The 3,306-nt window shown below is 42.1% G+C and carries 3 protein-coding genes; all 3 read right to left on the reverse strand.

From position 1 onward, the window contains the following. A partial coding sequence (locus BCU12_RS09905; protein WP_133153853.1) for an ATP-binding cassette domain-containing protein occupies nucleotides 1-503 on the reverse strand: 503 nt, incomplete at its 3' end. After that, the gene (locus tag BCU12_RS09910; RefSeq protein ID WP_102404158.1) at nucleotides 496-1,395 is read right to left on the reverse strand and encodes a proline/glycine betaine ABC transporter permease; all 900 of its coding nucleotides are present in this window, start codon (nucleotides 1,393-1,395) and stop codon (nucleotides 496-498) included. The genes BCU12_RS09910 and BCU12_RS09905, both read right to left, overlap by 8 nt. A 154-nt stretch (nucleotides 1,396-1,549) precedes the next feature. Then, nucleotides 1,550-2,536: an ABC transporter substrate-binding protein gene (locus BCU12_RS09915; protein WP_102404159.1), complete on the reverse strand. Its 987-nt coding sequence runs from the start codon at nucleotides 2,534-2,536 to the stop codon at nucleotides 1,550-1,552. Nucleotides 2,537-3,306 lie beyond the last annotated feature (770 nt).

Consider the following 3,306-nt stretch of genomic DNA (forward strand, 5'->3'; position numbering starts at 1 on the left):
CCCGATAGTTGAGATGGATATTGATCACCGTAGCCTTTGAGCCCGACAGTTTCAATCCATTCATTTGCTTTAGCGACGCGCTTTTCTTTCGCAATTCCCTGAATCTCTAGACCATATGCGACGTTGTCCAGTACTTTTCGGTGAGGCAATAGACCAAAGCGTTGAAAAACCATCGACATTTTATGACGACGGAATACCTCAAGATCCTTTTGAGCTAACGTCATGACATCCGTGCCTTCAACATCAATCTGGCCAAGCGTTGGGTCGATCAATCGGTTGAAGTGGCGAATTAGGGTAGATTTTCCTGAGCCAGAAAGCCCCATGATAACGAAGATTTCACCTTTATTGATGCTAAGGTTAATGTCTTTCAAGCCAACGGTGTGGCCTGTTTCTTCTAGAATTTGGTCTTTGCTTACCCCCTCTTTCACTCGGTCGATAACACTGTTAGGTTTTGGGCCGAAAACTTTGTATAAGCCACGGATTTCAATAAGTGGTTTAGTCATGTTTTAGATCTCCAAGGTGTGCTTGGGTTCGCTTGGCATACGCTTGAGAGGCACGGTCAAACAAGATTGCGAGAGCAACGATGGCAAAACCATTGAGAAGCCCGAGAGTAAAGTACTGGTTGGTGATTGATTTTAGAACTGGTTGACCCAGTCCTTTGACACCAATCATTGAGGCAATCACCACCATTGAAAGCGCCATCATAATCGTCTGGTTGATGCCCGCCATAATCGTTGGCATTGCGAGTGGAAGCTGAACACCAAATAAGCGCTGCTTGCTGCTAGCACCAAAGGCTGTAGCGGCTTCAAGCACTTCTTTGTCGACAAGACGGATCCCTAAGTTGGTTAACCGAATGACAGGCGGAATGGCATAAATAACTACTGCGATTAAGCCAGGGATTTTACCAATACCGAGTAGCATAACAACAGGTATCAAATAGACGAATGCAGGCATTGTTTGCATTACATCCAGCATTGGCGTTACAACCGATTGGACTCGGTTTGAACGTGCCATAGCGATGCCTATGGGGATTCCGAGAACAATCGCGAGCATTGTACAGACAGTAATGATACTGAGCGTGCGCATTGTGTCTTCCCACATACCAAAGTAGCCAATCAGTATGAAAGAAAATAATCCTCCTACAGCCAATTTCCAAGAACGGCTGGCGGCATAAACTAAACCCGTGGTAAGAATGAGTACAATCAGCCAAGGCGTAGATATTAAGAGTTGTTCAAACCAAACTAGGAAAGAAAGCAGAGGATCAAAGAAAGATTCTATCATGTCGCCGTATTCACGAGAAAAGTCTCGGTAGGCGCCGTCGAGGGTTTTACGAATAGCTCTAAGGTCAGAGCGATCCATTTCAGGGAAACTGTTCAGCCAATTACTGTCAGCCATTATTTAGTCCTTTTTAATCCAAGGCAAGCCGAGTAGCTTGCCTTGGTTTTTTAACTTAATACGACGCATCCTACGCCGTTACAACAAGTGGTACGGTTTAACGTTGCAGTACTATTAACGTATTCTTTGTTATTTTTAGTTTAGCAATCCTGAACTATAGCGCTTGCTCAACTTTTTTAGCGATCTCTTCAGAAACCCACGGGTGCCATACTTCAGGGTATTCGCTAAGGAAGTGGAACATAGCTTCTTCGCCATCTGCTTGGTTATCTTCCATCCAAGCCAATAATTGGTTCATGCTCTCGTTAGTGAAACCACGAGAACCTAGGTATGCGTAAGCTTGAGGTGCACGAGAAGCGAAGTCTTCAGTTGTCACGGTGTGGACAGGTGAAGGTGGGTACATTGTTGGCTTAGGTGCATCACACTCTTCTTGTGTTGTACAACCTACAAATTCTTCTAGGTCAACGCCGCTACCGAAATCAACTTTCACCATGTTGTATTTACCCAATACCGCCGTTGGTGCCCAGTAATAACCAAACCAAGCTTGCTCACGCTCGTAAGCTTTTGCGATTGAGCCTGATAGTCCGGCACTTGAACCAGGGTCAACAATTTCAAACCCAGCATCTTCAAGTTTTAATGCGTTAAACAGATTACCGGCACTGATTTGACAGTTCCAACCCGCTGGGCAGCTATAGAATGCTGAAACATCGTCTCGTTCTGGGTGAGTAAACAGATCAGCGTGCTTGATAACACCTTCAATGGTTGCCATTTCTGGGTGCTTGTCGACAAGGTATTTTGGTACCCAAAAGCCTTCTTCACCACCGTTTACTAGAGATTTCCCTGCAAAACGTAGACGCTTTTCTGCGACACCTTTATCTAATGCAGTTTTTAGTGCGTTGCTCCACAGTTCTGGTGCGATATCAGGCTGGCCTTTTTCAATCATTGAAGTACCAGTTGGCATTGTATCGCCAGGAATTAACTCTGCTTCACAGCCGTAACCATTTTCTAGTATGAATTTATCGATATTAGCGATGAGGCTTGCTGATGACCAGTTCATATCTGCAATCGTGACTGAGCCACATTCATCTGCATTTGCAGTCGTAGAAGTAGCTAATAACAGCAACGCTGCCAGTTTCATATTCATAGAGGTTCCTTTCTCTTTATTCTTCGTCGTTAAAAAAACAACTATTCATTTCATTAAATGACACATCACCTAAAGTGATGATCTAATTTAACACATATTTCAGTAAATCGTCGAAAATGCTTATTTTTATCTTAGGTGATTCGATGATAGCTTGTTGTATATTTTGCTTTTTCTGTTAAAACAGCGTTTTTTATTTGGATACTGAACTTATCATTTGCAAGCGAGCTAATTGGGGAGTAGGTAAGTCATATTTTTATGGTTATTTTATGAAATATCCATGATATTCAGTTGGTTAGTGTGCGATTATGCCAATAAGTATTTGAACTTATTCTCGATAAGTCCCAAAAATTAAATGGTTATCTAAGTCGCTGGATTTGTTACTGGAATTAGGCTGTTCGAGTTAATGACAGTGAGGCATATCGCTGATTCAGCGGTGAGAATTGTCTCAGTGATTGATGTCTTTTGATTAGCCCTATATGAAGATTGTGGAAACCACGGCACATCTTTAGCCCATGGTAATATGTTCATTTTAGAGAAATATTTCATACGAAATAAAGTATGCAGAGTTCACTTTTCTGCAAAGGATATTTATGAAGTTCGCTGGGTATGACGAGTCAATTATTATAGAAATGCAGAAAAACAATTAGAATATAAATAGGTGTGATAAGACTGTTAAATAACAGAAATAGCGGCGGTGATTTTGGTGAATATTGAGCTGTATATCCGATATGCTTTAGACACTGAAATAGAGGACAGGTTTCACTTATTCC

It is taken from the genome of Vibrio sp. 10N.261.55.A7, from assembly GCF_002877365.1.
Classification (GTDB): domain Bacteria; phylum Pseudomonadota; class Gammaproteobacteria; order Enterobacterales; family Vibrionaceae; genus Vibrio.

What these genes read in the sequence shown, in the direction of transcription:
- BCU12_RS09910 (WP_102404158.1), bottom strand. Translation starts at nt 1,395, where the DNA reads ATGGCTGACAGTAATTGGCTGAACAGTTTCCCTGAAATGGATCGCTCT.
- BCU12_RS09915 (WP_102404159.1), bottom strand. Translation starts at nt 2,536, where the DNA reads ATGAATATGAAACTGGCAGCGTTGCTGTTATTAGCTACTTCTACGACT.